Raw genomic sequence first — 17,491 nt, 5'->3', positions numbered from 1 at the left:
GCGCCAATTTGGTGCGGCGGGCCAAAACGGCATCGCGCTCCCAAATTGTTCTAACATCGTTCCCGCTGTAAAGCAGCCGCCACAAGCGCGCCCCGCCCGCAAAACACCGCCCACGGCACCCGTTTTGTAGTGCCCGCCCTACACCGCGTCATTCCATCAACAGCGAAATACGGCGCAGACCGCACTCCCGGCCAAAGTGGCCCGCTGCTTGCAAGACATCCGCATCTTCAACTGAAAGGTGCGCGCCATGTCCGACTACTTCTCGCCTTACGACGCCGACAAACCGCTGATGCTCAAGTGCAGCTGCGGCAAGGACCACACCGTGGCCGATCACCACGCAGCCGTCGCTGCCGACAGCGCCGCCATCGAGCTGCGCCGCCGCAGCCAGACCAGCGAGTTCGAGGCCTACTCCAACGAGTTCATTGAAGCCACGCTGGTCAAGGCCCTGTTCCCGCAGGACGAAGTGCGGCGCCGCTTCCTGCGCGCCGTCGGCAAGGGCACGGCCATGGCCGCGATTGCCAGCGTGCTGCCGGTCGGCACCATGCAGGCCCTGGCGCAGGACGCCGGCAAAAAGCCCGGCACCCTGGAAAAAACCAACCTGAAGATCGGCTTCATCCCCATCACCTGCGCCACGCCGCTGATCATGGCCCACCCGCTGGGCTTTTATAAACAGCAGGGCCTCAATGTCGAAGTGACCAAAACCGCCGGCTGGGCGCTGGTCCGCGACAAGATGATCAACAAGGAATACGACGCGACGCACTTCCTGTCGCCCATGCCGCTGGCGATCTCCATGGGCCTGGGCTCCAACGCCACGCCGATGAATGTGGCGACCATCCAGAACATCAACGGCCAGGCCATCACGATGGCGCTCAAGCACAAGAACAACCGCGACCCGAAAAACTGGAAGGGCTTCAAGTTTGCGATTCCCTTCGAGTTCTCGATGCACAACTTTTTGCTGCGTTACTACCTGGCCGAAGCCGGCCTGAACCCCGACACCGACGTGCAGCTGCGCGTGGTGCCGCCGGCCGAGATGGTGGCCAACCTGCGCGCCGGCAACATCGACGGCTTCCTCGGCCCCGATCCTTTCAACCAGCGCGCTGTGTACGAGGAAGCCGGCTTCATCCACGTGCTGACCCGTGACCTGTGGAACGGCCACCCCTGCTGCGCCTTCGGCACCTCTACAGAGTTCATCCAGAAGAACCCCAACACCTTCGCCGCGCTGTATCGCTCGGTACTGACGGCCGCCGCCATGGCGCGCGACCCGAAAAACCGCGAGCTGATCGCCAAGGTGATCGCCCCGGCGCAGTACCTGAACCAGCCCGAAGCCGTGCTGAACCAGGTACTGACCGGCAAATTCGCCGACGGCCTGGGCAACATCAAGAACGTGCCCGACCGCGCCGACTTCGACCCGATGCCGTGGCAGTCGATGGCCGTCTGGATGCTCACGCAGATGAAGCGCTGGGGCTACGTCAAGGGCGAGGTCAACTACAAGCAGATCGCCGAAAAGGTCTTCCTGATCACCGACGCCAAGAAGTACATGAAGGAACTCGGCCAGCCAACGCCCGAAGGCGCCTACCCCAAGTTCAAGATCATGGGCAAGGAGTTCGACGCGGCAAAAGCGGATGCCTACGCGAAGAGCTTCCCGATCAACAAGATGGCATGAAGAGACCGGCAAGACGACACCGCCACCTGACCGTTCGGGCTGAGCCTGTCGAAGCCTCCGTACACGATACGAGGAACCCTTCGACAAGCTCAGGGCGAACGGACCGGGGGACCAAGCCCCAGCGGTTTGGCCACGGCCAACGCAACCATCTGATCACGCCATGAATATTTTCAAAACCCTGGGCTTCCGCGCAGGCATCGTCTCCGCCGTGCTTTTCGTGGTGTTCATCGTCGTCTGGTACGCGGCCACGGCCTCGCCAGCCAGCACCGGCGGCAATGTCACGGGCATGACGGCCGAGCAGATCGAGTACCAGAAGATGATGGGCAAGGACCCGGGCGCCGGCAAGGCCTCCGGCTTCCCGACGCCCGGGCAGATGGGCAAGACTTTTGTGGACCAGCTCAGCGATCCGTTTTACGACCGCGGCCCCAACGACAAGGGCATTGCCATCCAGCTCGGGCATTCGCTGGGCCGTGTCGCGCTGGGCTTTCTGCTGGCCTGCGTGGTGGCGATTCCGCTCGGGTTTGTCATCGGCATGTCGCCGCTGCTGCGCCGCGCGCTCGACCCCTTCATCCAGGTGCTCAAACCCATCTCGCCGCTGGCCTGGATGCCGCTGGCGCTGTACACCATCAAGGACTCGTCCACCTCGGGCATCTTCGTGATCTTCATCTGCTCGGTCTGGCCCATGCTGATCAACACCGCCTTCGGTGTGTCGGCGGTCAAGCGTGAATGGCTCAACGTCGCCAAGACGCTGGAAGTCAAGCCGCTGCGCAAGGCCTTTCTGGTGATCCTGCCGGCCGCCGCGCCGACCATCCTGACCGGCATGCGCATCTCCATGGGCATCGCCTGGCTGGTGATTGTGGCCGCCGAAATGCTGGTGGGCGGTACCGGCATCGGCTACTTTGTCTGGAACGAATGGAACAACCTCTCGCTGACCAATGTAATTTTTGCCATCGTCGTGATCGGCGTGATGGGCATGCTGCTGGACCTGATGTTTGCGCAGATGCAGAAGTGGGTGACCTATGCTGAATAATCCCGCCCCCGGCGCCGCATCGGGCCGCCCCTTCCTGCAGGTCGAAGGCCTGGCCAAGTCCTACCCCGGCACCACCGAGCCGGTGTTCGACGAGGTCAACTTCAGCATCAACCGCGGCGAGTTCGTCTGCATCATCGGCCACTCGGGCTGCGGCAAGACCACCATCCTCAATGTGCTCGCAGGGCTCGAGACAGCCAGCGCCGGCCATGTGTTCATGGACGGCCGCGAGGTCGCCGGCCCCAGCCTGGAGCGCGGCGTGGTGTTCCAGGGCCATGCGCTCATGCCCTGGCTCACGGTGCGCAAGAACATCGCTTTTGCGGTGCGCTCCAAATGGCCGGACTGGACCTCGGCGCAGGTTGATGCCCATGTACAGAAATACGTGGCGCTGGTGGGCCTGTCGGCCGCCATCGACAAGAAACCTTCGGCCCTGTCGGGCGGCATGAAGCAGCGCGTCGGCATTGCGCGCGCCTTTGCGATCGAGCCCAAGATGCTGCTGCTCGACGAACCCTTCGGCGCGCTGGATGCACTGACACGCGGCACCATCCAGGACGAGCTGCTGGCCATCGTGCGTGAAACGCAGCAAACGGTGTTCATGATCACGCACGACGTGGACGAAGCCGTGCTGCTGGCCGACAAGATCCTGCTGATGAGCAACGGCCCGCAGGCGCGTGTGGCCGAGATCGTGCGCAACACCATGCCGCGCGACCGCCAGCGCGCCACCGTGCACCACGACCCGCAGTACTACCCGCTGCGCAACCACCTGGTGGACTTCCTGGTGGCGCGCTCCAAAGATTTGTCGCACGGCAAGGCGCCGGCGCACCCGCCCACGGTGGAACCGGGACGCGGTGCACTGGCCGACGCGCCGGCCTCCGTCACGCTGAAAGCCGTTGCATGAGCACCGCGCAAGCCCGCCCGCCGCTGCCGCCCTTCACGCTGGAAAGCGCCAAGGAAAAAGTGCAGAAGGCCGAAGACGCCTGGAACAGCTGCGACGCCGACCGCGTGGCGCTGGCCTACACCGAAGACTCGGTCTGGCGCAACCGCGCCGACTTCTTCTCGGGCCGGCCCATGATCCGCGAGTTTCTCAAACGCAAATGGGCCAAGGAGCTGGACTACCGGCTCAAGAAGGAACTCTGGGCTTTCACCGGCAACCGCATCTCGGTGCGCTTCGAGTACGAGTGGCACGACGACGCCGGCTTCTGGTTCCGCTCCCACGGCAACGAGCAGTGGGAGTTCAACGAGCTGGGTCTGATGCAGCGCCGCGAGGCCAGCATCAACGACGTGCCCATCAAACAAGCCGAGCGCAAATTCCACTGGCCGCGCCCTGTGGCCCCCTGATCACCCCTTTTTTTTCTTTTCAACACGGAGAACAACACCATGAACCGCAACGACATCACCGAAAAAATCATCACCGTCAAAGTCAGCAAGGGCATCACCTGGGAATCGGTCGCCAAAAAGGTCGGCCTCAGCAAGGAGTGGACAACCGCCGGCTGCCTGGGCCAGATGACCTTTGACGAAAAGCAGGCCAAGGTGGTTGGCAAGATTTTCGGGCTGACGGCGGAAGAGCAAAAGTGGCTGCAGGTCGTGCCCTACAAGGGCTCACTGCCCACACCCGTGCCCACCGACCCGCTGATCTACCGCTGGTACGAAATCGTGAGTGTCTACGGTACGACGATCAAGGAACTGATCCACGAAGAGTTCGGCGACGGCATCATGAGCGCGATTGATTTTTCGATGGACATCGTGCGCCAGCCAGATCCCAAGGGGGATCGCGTGAATGTGGTGTTGTCGGGTAAGTTTTTGCCGTACAAGACTTACTGATTCTGGACCGGGGTGCCGCCTGGCGCCCTGGCGTCCCTCGGAGAAGTCACGACCGGTACAAGACCAAACGTCTCCGGCATGTCGAAGTCCGTAAAGTCATTGGTCTTGAACCGATCAACAAGATGCGCCCTAGCCTTGATTTTGACGTCCGCGAGCTTTGCGTATGCACGTCGAAGCGTTTCTAGGCAGTTATCCGTGCTATTCACTATGGTTCCGAAGAGGTGTCTACCGAGAACCAGCTCTACGGCGCCTTGCGTAACCACTCCACCGTTGGGAATGACCGATGCGGCAAGTGCCGGCTGTACTCCCTCGTAGTGGAGTTCGGAGCGCATATTCCACTGATTCAGTGCTTCAACATAGTTCTCTTGTGCCAGCCAGAAATCGTGCATAACTTCCCGCCCAACCTTCTCGTCAAGCAAGAAGCCCAAATCGGAAACCTGAAGCAGATTCTTTTCCACTCAAACCTCGGAGTTGCTGGAATGGAAATGAATCGACCTGGGTTCTCGAGATGCTCAAAGACGTAGTCCTTTTGAATCAACACAATCGTATTGATCTGCTGATGCAAGGCAAACATGAGTCTGTGAGCTGATGTCAGCGCGTGCCTCTCGTCAATCCGTGCCTGCATACGACGCTGAAAGATATATGCAAGCATTGCACCAACGAGTGCGCCGACAAGCGTAGCCAGTCCATTGGCGAAAGCGTCTGGCGTGAATGGCTTCAATACGCCGGCAAGGTCCGCTGCGGAGGCGGTTGCAGATGCGGCAGCCGTAGAGGCGGCTTGTGATGCGGCGAGAACTTCCGACATGTCGTTATGAAGGCTAACGCAGAAGTGACCGGCGGGCCACAGGCACGCAACAGCGTGCCGCGAGGACGTCCGTGTCGTCTGCCACGTTAGACCAGATTTGGGGCGAATTCATGGGGAGGTGATAAACCTAATGAACCTCTTGCCGCGGTCCGCAGTTCGCGAGCCAATCATGCCTCCGCCAGTCATCGTCACGTGGAGAAACTGCCCTTGCCCAAGCAAGCCTTCCGACTGCAGGTCACGAACGATCTGATCATAAGTTTCGCGTTGTCCGCGCAAATCAGGAAGGCAATGCTCCAAAACCGTGGAAGGCCCCCCCGCCCCCCAGCCGGGGTTCGCAACACCATGGAGTTCCATCCATCGAACTGGATCGTCCAACACGGAAAGGACTTTCAGGTGCCAAGGGGTAAGTTGGTCGATCAATCGCAAGAAGATCATCTGCTCATCTTCCTGCGGGGGATTTGGAAGCGCTGCGTTTAAAACGGCGTTGCGCAAGGCTTCGAGTTTTGCCTGCTGGTGATTCCGCAAAGCTATCTGCGACGCCTGCATTGCCACCGTCACGAATGCTTCGTTTTGCGCCAGCTTCTCAGGCGTAAGTTCCGCCACACGACCCTCAACTTCCTTCACCACGTCGGCGAGCTGTTGAAGCCACGCCTCCTTTCTCCTCTCAATTGGAGAAGTGAAGAAGTTCTCGAACACAACCTGCAGCGAGCCGCCAGCAACGGGCACGAGCGATACAACTGCACGCCCGACTTCGCGGGCGACATCGCCGGCGCTCTTTTTTGTAGGTAGGTCGTCCATAAGTGTGAGATCTAACGTTGGAATTGACCGGCGACCGGGAAGCGTGCGCGAGAAGCGCACTGAAGCACCCGGACGTCCGTGTCGAACGACCTGCTAGACGGCAGGCTCGTCATCGACAAAAATGCCTCCTGAGGCCGAATGGAGATGGTCTGCTTCAGGGTACCCAAACAGCGCGCCTAAGTACACCATCAACGCATGAAACCGGTCCTTGGCACTCAACACCCACTCGACATTGAGTGATTTGTACCAGTCTGGCTGAAGCTTGTCGCCCACAAGCATCTTCTCGGGTTCGACATGGTCCGGAAGCTTCGGGCCGAGCACACGTTCGGGCTTGCCATGGGCCAGTTTGTCTCGCAAGCGAAAGACTTCGGTCGCGAACTGCAGCGGGTCTTGGCCCCAGTCGGCCTCGCGATTTGCAGTGGTGTGAAGCACGCTTACCTTTGCCTTCCAGGGGAGCCGCTCAATTTCGTCCCAAAAAGGAATGGCTCGCGCACCAAGAGAGTTCAGGTACGACTCTATCGAGAACGCAAGGAACACGACCACAGGAGCAAGTGGGAGCTTGGCAGGCTGTTCCTTGTCTAGAAGGGCGTACATCTTCATCAGGGCGCCAACGGACCTGCTTTGCGCGGTGAAATCAAAGTACGCTTGGTAGGTCGCCACGGTTTCCCCTGCCCTCTAACGTAATGTATGTCGAATAACCTGCGGTATAACTTGGCGGCCACGGTATTACGTGGACACACAATCCTCTTGGAAAATCCGCCAGCATTCACTTTGCTAGAAATTGGTCAAATTTATACAGGTATAAATCAAGCCACCAAACCCGGCAGCAACTGCCAACGAATTCTAGGCCTCCATAGCGATCGAGCCATCCCTCAATTGGAGGAAGTGTGGCTTTTGGCACCCACCAACCACGCTGATCCTGCTGCCACTGCCTCCCACACCAAGGCAAAATGCCCCCATGAACTCCCTAGACGGCATCCGCATCCTCGACCTCTCCCGCGTACTCGCGGGCCCCTGGTGTACCCAGACCCTGGCCGACCTGGGCGCCGACGTCATCAAAATCGAACGGCCGGGCACCGGTGACGACACGCGCACCTGGGGGCCGCCGTTTTTGAAAGACGCGCAGGGGCATGAAACGCAGGAGGCCGCCTACTACCTGGGTACCAACCGCAACAAGCGTTCGCTGACGTGCGACATCGCCCAACCCGAGGGTGCGGGGCTGATCCGCGAGCTGGTCGCGCATTGCGATGTGTTTGTCGAGAACTTCAAGGTCGGCGACATGGCGCGTTATGGGCTGGACTATGCCTCGCTCAAGGCCATCAACCCGCGGCTGGTGTATTGCTCGGTCACCGGCTTTGGCCAGACCGGGCCGTATGCGGAGCGCGCGGGGTATGACTACGCGATCCAGGGCATGGGCGGGCTGATGAGTGTGACGGGCGAGCGCGACGACCTGGGCGGTGGGCCGCAGAAGGTGGGCGTGGCGGTGTCGGACCTGATGACCGGCATGTATGCGACGGTGGCGATTCTCGCTGCGCTGCGCCATGCCGAGAAAACCGGCGAGGGCCAGCAGGTGGACATGGCGTTGCTGGACACGCAGGTAGCCATGCTGGCGAACCTGGGCGCCAACTACCTGGTCAGCGGCAAGGTGCCGGGGCGCGCGGGCAATGCGCACCAGAACATCGTGCCCTACCAGGTGTTCGAGGTCGCGCCGGCTGCAGACGGCAAAAAGCAGGAGGGCGCCGCCGAAGCGGCGCGGGATCATTTGATTCTGGCGGTGGGCAATGACAGCCAGTACGCGAAGTTCTGCACGGTGGCCAACATCCCGGAGCTGGCGACCAACCCGCTGTTCGCCAAGAACCGCGACCGCGTGCTCAACCGCAGCAAGCTGGTGCCGATTCTGGAAGCCGTGATGAAAACGCGTACCAAGGCCGACTGGCTGGCGGCGCTGGAGGCGGCCAAGGTGCCGTGCGGCGCGATCAACAATTTAGCCGAGGTGTTTGATGATCCGCAAGTCGAAGCGCGGCACATGGTCACAGACTGGCAGCACCCGGTAAAAAATCACTTGCGGCTGGTGTCCAGCCCGATCAAACTCAGTGTTACACCGGTACGCACCGACCTGCCGCCGCCCATGCTGGGCCAGCACACCGAGGAAGTCTTGCGCAGCGTGTTGAACTACTCCGACGCGCAACTGTCTGACCTGAAACACAAAGAGGTGATCTGATGGCCAATTTTGTTCTTGTTCATGGTGCCTGGCACGGCGGCTGGTGCTGGCAACGCGTCACCCTGGCGCTGCAGCAGCAGGGCCACCGCGTGCACGCGGTCACGCTGACCGGCCTGGGTGAGCGCGCCCACCTGCTGGCGCCCAGCATCACGCTGGACACGCACATCGACGACGTGATCAGCGCCATCGAGGTGGAAGAGCTGCACGACGTGATTCTGGCGGTGCATTCCTACGCCGGCATGATTGGCACGGCCGTGGCCGACCGTCTCGGCAAACACCTCAAGCACCTGGTCTACGTTGACGCGGTGGTGCCCAAGCCCGGAGAGAGCTGGAGCAGCACGCAGTCGGCAGCGACGCAGCAGCAACGCCTGTCGGCGGCGCAGGCCTCGACGCGTTTCAGCTTTCCGCCGCCCGACCCCGAAGTGTTTGGCCTGCATGACGCCGACCACGCCTGGGTCAAGCGCCGGCAGACGCCGCACCCCGGCAACACTTACCAGGCGCCGCTGGACTTTGACATCAAGCGTGTCGCCGCGATCCCGCGGACCTTTGTCAACTGCACACAGCCGGCGCTGGCCACCATCGAGCCCAGCCGCCTGCGCGTGAAAGACCCCAAATTCTGGGACGGCGCGTGGTTGCCCAACTCGAAGATCGTGGAGCTCAAGACCGGCCACGACCCCATGATCAGCGACCCCGCCGGCTTGACGCGCATTCTTCTGGACTGCGCGGCATGATGCATTTACGCAGGCGCCACTCCTCTGCCGCGCTGGCAGGCGGGCGGGTACTGCCTGCGCCGGCGTGAGCGACGAGGCTCCCCATGAACGACGCCGACTCCCTGAACGCGGCCATCCACGAGGAAGTGGCCTTGCAGGCCTACGACGCCGCCTGGCCGGACAGGTTTGTGGCGGAGCGGGACCGGCTGCTGGCGCTGTTTCCGCTCGTTTTTGTCGACATCGAACACATCGGAAGCACGGCCGTGCCCGGGCTGGTGGCCAAACCCGTTGTGGACCTGCTGGCCGGTGTCGAAACGATGGCCATGGCCAAATCGCTGACCGAACCACTGTGCGAATCCGGCTACACCACGTCAGCGGAATTCAACGCCACGCTGACAGACCGCCAGTGGTTCATGCGCTGGGCCGACGGACACCGCACGCACCACCTGCACATTGTTGTTCACGGCGGTGAGGTGTGGACCCGGCATTTGCGCTTTCGCGATGCACTGCGCGCCAGCCCCCTGCTTGCAGCGCGTTATGCCGCACTCAAGGCCGAACTGGCCGTCCGGCACCCGACCGACCGCGAAGCCTATACCAGCGCCAAGACCGCGTTTGTGAACTCGCTGTCGGACCCCAACTGAGTGACGCCTCAGGTGTGGGCGGAAAAATCCGCGGCCACTCCTTTTTTGATAGCAGCTTGCGCCCGTTGCCATTGGGCTAGGGGCTTTTTTTACTTATAGAAGACGCGGCCGACGCATTTTGCGTAGCCGCTAGGCCTTCGGCCACGGGCGTTAAAGTAAAAGGGGCAGCGACTGCCAGAGCGGCCGTCGCTGCCCCGCCTGCGGGCGGGCTGCCCACGGGTTCGGGTCCTGCTGGGGAACTTAGAAGCGCCAGCCCAGGCCCACACCGAGCAGGACCGGATCTATTCTGAATTTTCCCACGCCGGCGCCGCCCGACAACACCTCCGTGCGGATATAGACTTTTTTCACATCAAAGTTCAGGTACATCTTTCCGCCCAGAGGAATGTCCACGCCCGCCTGCAGGGCCGGGCCCCAGCTGTTGCGGTCCACGTCCAGGCCAGGGGACAGGTTGACTGAACTGAAGCGTGTGTAGTTCACCCCGGCGCCCACGTAGGGCTTGAAGCCGGTGGATTCAAAGTGGTACTGCGCCATCAGCGTGGGCGGCAGGTGCTTGAGCGTACCGAGGGAGGTGCCGCGCGACGTCAAGGTGTGTTTTTGCGGCACGGTCAGCACCAGCTCCACCGCAACGTTCTTGTTGAAGAAGTAGCTGATGTCCACCTCGGGCATCCACTTGTCGTTGAGCTCCAGGCCCAGGCCGGTGCTGTCGCCGTTGGTGCTGCCGAGATGCACGGCTCTGGCGCGGACCATCCAGGGGCCTTCGGCGGGCTGCTGGGCCATGGCGGTACCCGCCACGAGGGAACACAAAAGGGCGGCGGCAAGAACTTGTTTTTTCATGGCAAACATTGGTAAGAACAGGGAATATTCCCAGTTCTCGATTGAATGCCTTTGGCACGTACGCAACTTTGATGCTGCGCAGAAGTGCTTCCCAACGCCAGCCACCGGATGACGAGACTTTGCCGCAGATCAAAAAATCATGCGCCAGCCGCCCCGTGCCTGGCGATGGCCTGCGCGCTACTTCATGGACCCGAACACCTTCTTCAGAATCGCGCTACCCGTGCCCACCGGGTCCTGGCGAATCTTTTTTTCTTCCTCGCCGATGATCAGGTAGAGCCCGTCCAGCGTCTTGCCGGTAACGTACTGCTGGATGTTGGCGTCTTCCTTTTTGACCAAACCAAAACCGGCGGCCTTGCCGGCGAACTCGTTGTATTTGTTGGCCAGCCCCACTTTGGACGTGGCCTGGGTGACGACCGGCAGGAACTTCACCCCCAGCGGGGCGCGGGTTTTCTCGGCAAAGAAGTTCGTGACCGAGGTCTCGCCGCCGGCCAGGATGTTTTTGGCGTCGGTGACATTCATGGAGCGCACGGCGCTGACCAGCAGGTCCTTGCCCATGGGCACGGCGGCTTCGGCGGCGCGGTTGATGGACGTGACCAGCTCGTCGATGCGCTTGCCCTGGCCGAAGTTCTTCAGGATTTTCGACGCGTCTTCGAGGTATCCGGGCAAAGGAATGCGAACTTTCGGGTTGCCGAGGAATCCATCAGTCTTGCCAAGCAGGGCCACGGCCGCCAAGGCGCCCTTTTCGAGGGCGGTTTTCAGGCCGATGGACGCTTCTGCGCTGCTCAGGTCGCCCAGCGACAGGGCCTGCGCCTGCTGGTAGGTGGTCAGGATCAGCATGCCCAGTGCGCTGAGACCGGCCTGGTTAAAATTGCGACGTTGCATGACGAGATCCTTCCCCATGAGTTCAGTTTCAAGCGCAGTATGCCGCATCGCCCTCGCCTCGGCGCTGGTGCTGGGTACCCTTGCCGGCCTGGCCGGCTGTGGCGGCGCGCAGCTGGCCCCCGAGTCGACTTTTGTGCTGCTCGACGGCAGCAAGAAGACGACGGCGGACCTCAAGGGCAAGGTCACCCTGGTCAACTTCTGGGCCACCAGTTGCGTGACCTGTGTGGCGGAGATGCCCAAAATCATTTCCACCTACAACAAGTACCAGAGCCAGGGCTATGACACGCTGGCGGTGGCCATGAGTTACGACCCGCCGAGTTACGTCGTCAACTACGCTGAAACGCGCAAGCTGCCGTTCAAGGTGGCCATCGACAACACCGGTGCGGTGGCCAAGGCCTGGGGCGATGTGCAACTCACGCCGACCACCTACGTGGTCAACAAGCGCGGAGAAATCGTCAAGCAGTACGTCGGCGAGCCGGACTTTGCGGCCCTGCACCAGCTGATTGAAAAGCTGCTGGCCGAGACCTGATCAGCTTTCGCTCAAAAGCCCATTAAAAAAGGCCGACTCCCGCAAGGGAATCGGCCTTTTTTCATCACTGCCGGCGCGGGAGGCTCGTCTTTTCAAGCAGGGGCCGCGGGTCCGGCTTTGCCGGCCCGCAGGCGCAGCGGCCCCCTCGGGGGGCAGGAAGCTACACGCAGTGAGCGACCGTGGGGGCTTTATTTATTCCGGAACGCGTCGTGGCAAGCCTTGCAGGTATCGGCGGTTGCGGCAAACGCCGTTTTCAGGCTGTCGAGGCTGCCGGTCTTGCTGGCGGCAGCAAGCTTGGTGGACTCCGCCTGCAGCTTGTCGCTGTGTTCCTTGAACTTGGCCTGCTCAGTCCAGATTTCGGGCTTGGCCTTGGTGTTGCCGCCCTTGTCCGTGCCCGCACCGAAGCCGGCCCACGGGAGTTTGGCCATGGCAGCCACGATCTCGGCATTGTCCGCGGCGACTTTGGCGTCGAACGGGACACGGCCATTGGCCATGGCGCCCAGGCGGCCGAAATGCGTGCCCATCACGGACAGCGCGCTCTGGCGGTACTTGATGGCGTCTTCGGGTTTGGCAAACTGGGCAGAGGCCGGAGCGGCCAGGGCGAGCAGGGTGGCAGCGGCTGCAATACAGGCGAAAGCTTTCATTTATTTTTCCTCGTGGTTTTTGAGATGTTCTTGCGATGGGGCAGTGCTTCCCGATAGACTGCCAGTCAAAGGAGCCTTATCCCGGTTGCAAAGTTCCGCTGGAACTAAAGGACTAGGGTAAGCACCAAGGAAAAGCGGCCGGGCACTGAACCCGACGCATGAAACATACCATGGCGGCATGACGGCCCGACCATCAGACACAACAAGAGGAGTCACGCATGAGCCAGCACATCCACAAAATACGCGTCTGGGACCTGCCCACACGGCTTTTTCACTGGGCGCTGGTCGCCGCGGTGATCGGGCTGGCGGTCACCGGCACGATAGGCGGCAACGCCATGGTCTGGCACTTCCGCTTCGGTTATTCGGTGCTGACGCTGCTGCTGTTTCGCATCGTCTGGGGGCTGGTGGGCGGACGCTGGTCCCGTTTTGGTGCCTTCATTTATTCGCCGGCCAGCGTGATCAACTACCTCAAGGGAAAAGGCAGGCCCGAACACGGCATCGGGCACAGCCCCGTCGGCGCCGGGTCGGTTTTTGCCATGCTGGGCTTCCTGCTGGCCCAGGTCGGCACCGGCTTGCTCAGCGACGACGAAATCGCCTTCGCGGGTCCGCTGACGCGTTTTGTCTCCAACGCCACCGTCGGCCTGGCGACCGACTATCACAAGAACATCGGCAGGTGGATCCTGCTGGCTCTGGTGGTGCTGCACATCGGGGCCATCGTGTTCTACCTGTGGCGTAAACACAATCTGGTGGGCGCCATGCTGCATGGCGACAAGGTACTGGTGACACCCGCGCCCGCCTCGCGTGACGACACGACCTCGCGGCTGCTGGCCCTGGGGGTGCTGCTGGTTTGTGCGGCCGGGGTCTACTGGATCAGCAGCCTGGGCGCGCCCGCGTTCTGACACGGCCTGTAGCGCAGACCCGGGCAAGTCCCGGTGGGGGCTCCGAAAAATCCCGATACACTGGGTTGGACTTCACCGTGCCATGTCTGCTTCTTCTCCCTCCATCGAGTTCATCACCCCGGCCACGCCGGAACAGCTGGCGGCAACGCGCCTGATTTTCCAGGAGTACGCCGACCAGCTGGGCGTCGACCTCTGCTTCCAGAACTTCGAGGCCGAGTTGGCCGGTCTGCCGGGTGACTATGCGCCGCCGCAGGGCTGCCTGCTGCTGGCCCTGGTGGACGGCGAGATCGCCGGCTGCTGCGCGATGCGCCCGCTGGAGACGGTGGACTACCACAATGCCTGCGAGATGAAACGCCTGTATGTGCGCCCGGGCTTTCGCCGCTTCGGGCTGGGACGGCAACTCGTCGAAGCGGTGCTGGATGCCGCGCGCATCGCGGGTTACCACAGCCTCCTGCTCGACACCCTCAACGACATGGAGGCGGCAAGGGCGCTGTACGAAGATCTGGGCTTCAAGGACATCCCGCCCTACTACCACAACCCGATAGCGGGCGCTCACTACCTGAAGGTGGATTTGTAGTCAAATCAGGCTGTAGCCCTTATTCAACGGGCGCTAACAGCTACTTTTTTCATAGCGTCTGAGCGAAAGTTCTCGCCGTCGGCAGCCCACAAAAAAGCCGCAGGTCCTGCGATCTGCGGCTTGTCTGCGGAAACAGTCCGGCGAGCCCGGACGGGGGCTCAGCCCTTGGCTTGTGCCAGCAGGGTGCCAGCGTCGCTGACTTCAAACTTGCCGGGGCCTTCTACGTTCAGCGCGGCGACCTTGCCGTCCTTGACCAGCATCGAATAACGGTTGCTGCGCAGGCCCATGCCGCGTGCAGTCAGGTCCAGTGTCAGGCCGGTGGCCTTGGCGAAGTCGGCGCTGCCGTCGGCCAGCATGCGGACCTTGGCGCCGGTCTTCTGGTCGCGCGCCCAGGCACCCATCACAAAAGCATCATTGACACTCACGCACCAGATCTCGTCCACACCGGCGGCCTTGAGCTCGTCGAATGTCTCGACATAACCCGGCACATGTTTGGCAGAGCAGGTCGGCGTGTAAGCGCCCGGCAGGCCAAACAGCGCAATGGTTTTCCCGGCCGCCGCCTTGCTCACGTCGACGGGATTGGGGCCGATGCTGCAGCCATTGCCTTCGACTTCCGAAAATTCCATCAGCGTGGCTGCGGGAAGGGTGTCGCCTACTTTGATCATGGTGTCTCCTTGTTAATGAGGGGGAGTAAAAACGGTCAGCCACCATTTTCAACGATTCCGACTTATGCGTTCAGGGGCCGGCGAAAGCCCCGCCGCGCATCGCGGGCGACCTGAGGGCGGCTGACAGCGGAAAAAAAAAAGGCCCACATCGTGGGCCTTTTTTGATGACTTGCGGTCAAACCGGGGAGGTTCAGACCACAGCAGCTTTTTCCAGCAACTTGGTCACAACCCAGTTCTTGGTCTTGGAAATCGGGCGGCTTTCGGTGATCTCGATCAGGTCACCCGTCTTGTACTCGCCCTTTTCGTCATGGGCGTGGTACTTGCTCGACAGGGACACGATCTTGCCGTACAGCTCGTGCTTGACACGACGCTCGACCAGCACCGTCACCGTTTTCGCGCGCTTGTCGCTGACCACACGGCCAACCAGGGTGCGCTTGAGGGATTTTTTAGCTTCCGTCATTATTTCGCTCCTTGCTTGACGATGGTCTCGGCCAGGATGGTTTTGGCGCGAGCGATGTCACGGCGCGCAGAACGCAGCGTGGCGGTGTTGGTGAGTTGTTGCGTGGCTTTTTGCATGCGCAGACCAAAGTGGGCCTTTTGCAGCTCTTTGACTTCGGTTTGCAGGCCGGCAACGTCTTTTTTGCGCAGTTCAGTAGATTTGGTCATGGTCATTTCCCTTACTGGCCAATCATGCGGCTGACGAAGGTGGTGCGCAGCGGCAGCTTGGCAGATGCCAGGCGGAACGCTTCGCGGGCCAGCTCTTCAGGCACACCGACGATTTCAAAAACGATCTTGCCGGGCTGGATTTCAGCCACGTAGTACTCGGGATTGCCTTTACCGTTACCCATACGCACTTCAGCAGGCTTTTGGGAAATCGGCTTGTCCGGGAAGACACGGATCCAGATACGGCCGCCACGTTTGACGTGACGGGAAATCGCACGACGTGCGGCTTCGATTTGACGAGCAGTGAGGCGACCGCGGTCGGTACACTTCAGACCGAAATCACCGAATGCCACCGAGTTGCCTCGTGTGGCGATGCCGGTGTTACGGCCTTTTTGCTCTTTGCGGTATTTTCTGCGAGCGGGTTGCAGCATTTGTATTCTCCGTAGTTAGACCGATTACTCGGTCTTGGCACCGTCAGCTGCTGCAGCTGGCGCGGCTTTGCGGACGCGCTTAACGGTGGTTTTCGGGGCGTCGCTACCAGGGGTAGCTTCAGCCGGTTTGTCGCTGCCATCCGCAGGGGCCGTGTTCACACCACCGACGGGGCCGCGCGCTGGGCGTGCGGCTCCACGGGGTGCGGACGGACGGTCCGTGCGATCGCCAGGACGTGCATCGCGACGCGGGCCGCGAGGCTTGCGTTCTTCATCCGAAGGTGCGGCATCCAGACGGGCGCCCGGCGAATCGCCGCGGCCCAGGGTGTCGCCCTTGTAGACCCAGACCTTGACGCCGATCACACCATAGGTGGTCTTGGCTTCAGAGGTGCCGTAATCGATGTCGGCGCGCAGGGTGTGAAGGGGCACGCGACCTTCGCGGTACCACTCGCAACGAGCGATTTCAATGCCGTTCAAGCGGCCGGACGACATGATCTTGATGCCCAGGGCACCCAGACGCATGGCGTTTTGCATGGCGCGCTTCATCGCACGGCGGAACATGATGCGTTTTTCAAGCTGCTGGGTGATGCTGTCTGCGATCAGCTTGGCATCAATTTCAGGCTTGCGAACTTCTTCGATGTTCACGGCGACCGGCACGCCCAGCTGGCGGCTCAGTTCTTTCTTGAGGTTCTCGATGTCCTCGCCTTTTTTGCCGATCACAACGCCCGGACGTGCCGAGTAAATCGTGATGCGGGCGTTCTTGGCGGGGCGCTCGATGAGAACGCGCGACACCGCGGCGTTCTTCAGCTTGGCTTTCAGGTACTCGCGAACCTTGATGTCTTCGGCCAGCATGCCGGCGAAGTCCTTGTTGCTCGCGTACCAGCGGCTGGACCAGTTACGGCTGATGGCAAGGCGGAACCCGGTTGGGTTGATTTTTTGTCCCATATCCTGTCTGCCTTCTTAATTGCCAACCACAACGTACACATGGCACGTGGGCTTGCTGATACGGTTGCCGCGGCCCTTGGCGCGCGCCGAGAAACGCTTGAGCGTGGTGCCTTGTTCGACGTAGATGGTTTTCACCTTCAGTTCGTCGATGTCGGCGCCATCGTTGTGTTCAGCGTTGGCGATAGCCGACTCCACCACCTTCTTGATGATTCCGGCAGCTTTTTTCTGCGTGAAGGTCAAGATGTTGAGCGCCTGATCCACTTTTTTGCCGCGGATCAGGTCAGCGACCAGACGGCCCTTGTCGACCGACAGACGAACGCCCCGGAGGGTTGCACGTGTTTCCATGGTCTTTCCTTACTTTCTCACAACTTTTTTGTCAGCCGGATGACCTTTGAAAGTCCGGGTGAGTGCGAACTCGCCCAGCTTGTGGCCAACCATTTGATCGGTGATGTAGACAGGGACGTGCTGCTTGCCGTTGTGCACGGCGATGGTCAGGCCGATGAACTCGGGCAGGATCATGGAGCGGCGCGACCAGGTCTTGATCGGCTTTTTGTCTTTGTTGGTAACGGCTTTATCAGCCTTGGCTACCAGGTGCTGGTCGACAAAGGGACCTTTTTTGAGTGAACGTGTCATTTCCTGGCCTTACTTCTTGCGACGCGAAACAATCATCACTTGCGTGCGCTTGTTGTTGCGGGTGCGGTAGCCTTTGGTCAGGTTACCCCATGGATCGACAGGATGG

At 61.2% G+C, this 17,491-nt stretch carries 24 protein-coding genes and 1 pseudogene; 11 read left to right on the top strand and 14 right to left on the bottom strand.

Annotated features, from left to right (window positions below):
- The first annotated feature begins 247 nt into the window (after positions 1-247).
- From B7X65_RS20605 to cynS, 5 genes are all read left to right on the top strand, one after another.
- Entirely contained in the window at positions 248-1,663 is a 1,416-nt protein-coding gene (locus tag B7X65_RS20605; RefSeq protein ID WP_293596146.1) for a CmpA/NrtA family ABC transporter substrate-binding protein, read from the top strand.
- 160 nt (positions 1,664-1,823) lie between these two features.
- Positions 1,824-2,693, top strand: a complete 870-nt coding sequence (gene ntrB / locus B7X65_RS20600) for a nitrate ABC transporter permease (RefSeq protein WP_293596145.1) — start codon at positions 1,824-1,826, stop codon at positions 2,691-2,693.
- The gene (locus B7X65_RS20595; protein ID WP_293596144.1) at positions 2,683-3,588 is read left to right on the top strand and encodes an ABC transporter ATP-binding protein; all 906 of its coding nucleotides are present in this window, start codon (positions 2,683-2,685) and stop codon (positions 3,586-3,588) included. Before ntrB ends, B7X65_RS20595 begins: the two co-directional genes overlap by 11 nt.
- The gene (locus B7X65_RS20590) at positions 3,585-4,028 is read left to right on the top strand and encodes a nuclear transport factor 2 family protein (protein WP_293596143.1); all 444 of its coding nucleotides are present in this window, start codon (positions 3,585-3,587) and stop codon (positions 4,026-4,028) included. The genes B7X65_RS20595 and B7X65_RS20590 overlap by 4 nt, the downstream gene beginning before the upstream one ends.
- A 39-nt stretch (positions 4,029-4,067) precedes the next feature.
- Entirely contained in the window at positions 4,068-4,511 is a 444-nt protein-coding gene (gene cynS / locus B7X65_RS20585; protein WP_293596142.1) for a cyanase, read from the top strand.
- On the opposite strand, the gene B7X65_RS20580 is transcribed toward cynS, so the two are convergent.
- From B7X65_RS20580 to B7X65_RS20570, 3 genes are all read right to left on the bottom strand, one after another.
- Entirely contained in the window at positions 4,505-4,969 is a 465-nt protein-coding gene (locus B7X65_RS20580) for a hypothetical protein (protein ID WP_293596141.1), read from the bottom strand. The genes cynS and B7X65_RS20580 overlap by 7 nt on opposite strands.
- A 455-nt stretch (positions 4,970-5,424) precedes the next feature.
- Positions 5,425-6,114 (bottom strand): hypothetical protein, encoded by a 690-nt coding sequence (locus B7X65_RS20575; RefSeq protein ID WP_293596140.1) that lies wholly within the window; start codon positions 6,112-6,114, stop codon positions 5,425-5,427.
- A gap of 93 nt (positions 6,115-6,207) precedes the next feature.
- Entirely contained in the window at positions 6,208-6,774 is a 567-nt protein-coding gene (locus B7X65_RS20570) for a hypothetical protein (RefSeq protein ID WP_293596139.1), read from the bottom strand.
- Positions 6,775-7,072: 298 nt separating this feature from the next.
- Here B7X65_RS20570 and B7X65_RS20565 point away from each other — a divergent pair, with 298 nt between their 5' ends.
- From B7X65_RS20565 to B7X65_RS20555, 3 genes are all read left to right on the top strand, one after another.
- Positions 7,073-8,335 (top strand): CaiB/BaiF CoA-transferase family protein, encoded by a 1,263-nt coding sequence (locus B7X65_RS20565; protein ID WP_293596138.1) that lies wholly within the window; start codon positions 7,073-7,075, stop codon positions 8,333-8,335.
- A complete protein-coding gene (locus tag B7X65_RS20560; protein ID WP_293596137.1) occupies positions 8,335-9,066 on the top strand; it encodes an alpha/beta fold hydrolase in 732 nt (243 codons plus the stop codon). Before B7X65_RS20565 ends, B7X65_RS20560 begins: the two co-directional genes overlap by 1 nt.
- 83 nt (positions 9,067-9,149) lie before the next feature.
- Positions 9,150-9,686, top strand: coding sequence for a GrpB family protein (locus tag B7X65_RS20555; protein WP_293596136.1), 537 nt, complete (start codon positions 9,150-9,152; stop codon positions 9,684-9,686).
- A gap of 240 nt (positions 9,687-9,926) precedes the next feature.
- Here the strand turns inward: B7X65_RS20555 and B7X65_RS20550 are convergent, their stop codons facing one another.
- On the bottom strand, positions 9,927-10,520 hold the full coding sequence (locus B7X65_RS20550) for an OmpW family outer membrane protein (protein ID WP_293596135.1): 594 nt from the start codon (positions 10,518-10,520) through the stop codon (positions 9,927-9,929).
- A 177-nt stretch (positions 10,521-10,697) separates the two neighbouring features.
- Positions 10,698-11,402 (bottom strand): DUF4197 domain-containing protein, encoded by a 705-nt coding sequence (locus B7X65_RS20545; protein WP_293596134.1) that lies wholly within the window; start codon positions 11,400-11,402, stop codon positions 10,698-10,700.
- A 16-nt stretch (positions 11,403-11,418) separates the two neighbouring features.
- Between B7X65_RS20545 and B7X65_RS20540 the strand changes: the two genes are divergently transcribed.
- Positions 11,419-11,931 carry a TlpA disulfide reductase family protein gene (locus tag B7X65_RS20540; RefSeq protein WP_293596133.1) on the top strand — a complete coding sequence of 171 codons (513 nt, stop codon included), beginning with the start codon at positions 11,419-11,421 and terminating at the stop codon, positions 11,929-11,931.
- A gap of 188 nt (positions 11,932-12,119) precedes the next feature.
- On the opposite strand, the gene B7X65_RS20535 is transcribed toward B7X65_RS20540, so the two are convergent.
- The gene (locus B7X65_RS20535; RefSeq protein ID WP_293596132.1) at positions 12,120-12,575 is read right to left on the bottom strand and encodes a cytochrome c; all 456 of its coding nucleotides are present in this window, start codon (positions 12,573-12,575) and stop codon (positions 12,120-12,122) included.
- A gap of 218 nt (positions 12,576-12,793) precedes the next feature.
- Between B7X65_RS20535 and B7X65_RS20530 the strand changes: the two genes are divergently transcribed.
- Together B7X65_RS20530 and B7X65_RS20525 are read left to right on the top strand one after the other, a co-directional pair.
- Positions 12,794-13,474: a cytochrome b/b6 domain-containing protein gene (locus tag B7X65_RS20530; protein ID WP_293596131.1), complete on the top strand. Its 681-nt coding sequence runs from the start codon at positions 12,794-12,796 to the stop codon at positions 13,472-13,474.
- An 82-nt stretch (positions 13,475-13,556) separates the two neighbouring features.
- Complete coding sequence (locus B7X65_RS20525; protein WP_293596130.1) at positions 13,557-14,051, top strand: GNAT family N-acetyltransferase; 495 nt, start codon at positions 13,557-13,559, stop codon at positions 14,049-14,051.
- 158 nt (positions 14,052-14,209) lie between these two features.
- On the opposite strand, the gene B7X65_RS20520 is transcribed toward B7X65_RS20525, so the two are convergent.
- The 8 genes and pseudogenes from B7X65_RS20520 to B7X65_RS20485 form a co-directional block, all read right to left on the bottom strand.
- A complete protein-coding gene (locus B7X65_RS20520) occupies positions 14,210-14,716 on the bottom strand; it encodes a peroxiredoxin (protein ID WP_293596129.1) in 507 nt (168 codons plus the stop codon).
- A 190-nt stretch (positions 14,717-14,906) separates the two neighbouring features.
- Positions 14,907-15,176: a 30S ribosomal protein S17 gene (gene rpsQ / locus B7X65_RS20515; RefSeq protein WP_096671113.1), complete on the bottom strand. Its 270-nt coding sequence runs from the start codon at positions 15,174-15,176 to the stop codon at positions 14,907-14,909.
- Positions 15,176-15,382 carry a 50S ribosomal protein L29 gene (rpmC, locus tag B7X65_RS20510; protein WP_096671169.1) on the bottom strand — a complete coding sequence of 69 codons (207 nt, stop codon included), beginning with the start codon at positions 15,380-15,382 and terminating at the stop codon, positions 15,176-15,178. The genes rpsQ and rpmC overlap by 1 nt, the downstream gene beginning before the upstream one ends.
- A gap of 11 nt (positions 15,383-15,393) precedes the next feature.
- Positions 15,394-15,810, bottom strand: a complete 417-nt coding sequence (gene rplP, locus B7X65_RS20505) for a 50S ribosomal protein L16 (RefSeq protein WP_077593716.1) — start codon at positions 15,808-15,810, stop codon at positions 15,394-15,396.
- A gap of 24 nt (positions 15,811-15,834) precedes the next feature.
- A complete protein-coding gene (gene rpsC / locus B7X65_RS20500) occupies positions 15,835-16,752 on the bottom strand; it encodes a 30S ribosomal protein S3 (RefSeq protein WP_096671111.1) in 918 nt (305 codons plus the stop codon).
- Between the two features lie 15 nt (positions 16,753-16,767).
- Positions 16,768-17,097 carry a 50S ribosomal protein L22 gene (rplV, locus tag B7X65_RS20495; RefSeq protein WP_096671109.1) on the bottom strand — a complete coding sequence of 110 codons (330 nt, stop codon included), beginning with the start codon at positions 17,095-17,097 and terminating at the stop codon, positions 16,768-16,770.
- A gap of 9 nt (positions 17,098-17,106) precedes the next feature.
- Positions 17,107-17,385, bottom strand: a complete 279-nt coding sequence (gene rpsS / locus B7X65_RS20490; RefSeq protein ID WP_077593713.1) for a 30S ribosomal protein S19 — start codon at positions 17,383-17,385, stop codon at positions 17,107-17,109.
- Positions 17,386-17,394: 9 nt separating this feature from the next.
- Positions 17,395-17,491: pseudogene (locus B7X65_RS20485) on the bottom strand (50S ribosomal protein L2); the annotation flags it as partial.

The organism is Polaromonas sp. 39-63-25, from assembly GCF_002278925.1.
Taxonomy (GTDB): Bacteria; Pseudomonadota; Gammaproteobacteria; order Burkholderiales; family Burkholderiaceae_C; genus Polaromonas.
The sequence above is the reverse complement of the archived record's forward strand: the minus strand, read 5'-3'. Positions and strand labels throughout refer to the sequence as shown.